The organism is Aeromonas lacus (genome assembly GCF_000764665.1).
Lineage (GTDB): Bacteria > Pseudomonadota > Gammaproteobacteria > Enterobacterales > Aeromonadaceae > Aeromonas > Aeromonas lacus.
In genome coordinates, this window is sequence record NZ_JRGM01000113.1 from 1 (window position 1) to 620 (window position 620).

Annotated in this window: 1 protein-coding gene; it reads left to right on the top strand. The window is 39.7% G+C overall.

Annotation, left to right across the window (positions count from 1 at the left end):
* Positions 1–59: 59 nt before the first annotated feature.
* The coding region (locus LG31_RS20915) for a hypothetical protein (protein WP_152598352.1) at positions 60–620 on the top strand (561 nt) is incomplete at its 3' end.

Genomic DNA, 620 nt, shown 5'->3' on the forward strand with positions numbered 1-620 from the left:
GTGTAGTACCAAGGGGGTACAATAATCTTGATGAATCAGAACCGCACGAAGGTGTTCCAGTGTGTACTGTATCTGAGCATACACTTCGACCATTTAACGACAAGCCTACTCCTCCTACAGCCATAGTTTCGCAGATCACATCAACTCCAGCTCTCCCAGATACTAATTCAATATTGACAGTTACATATACATATTCAGCACCAGATTCTGGAAGTAACATAGGTGAGGAAGAAGGTGCAACATTATTGTATTGGCAGAATGAAAGTGGCCAGGCAGGCACAATAGAAGTAGATCATAATAATGGTCAGGAGATTGTCATCGATGAAGATGGTATTGTTCATACTGCCACAATTGATTTATCTAAATATGTTGGGGATGAGCTACTTAAAATTGAAGGCCACAAGTTGAGAGCATGCATTCAACCTGTAACAGTTGGAGGCGTTAGTGGTGAAGAGTATTGCTCAAACTTAACCGCTAACGTTGCTGTTCCTGTTACTGATGAGGCTCCAGTATTAACTAATGTTCAAATTAGAAACAATAGTTCACCCGTTAGCGAAGTACATGTTGGAAAAACCTATCATTCATCATACAAATATAGTGATTTAGAATTTGATCACATC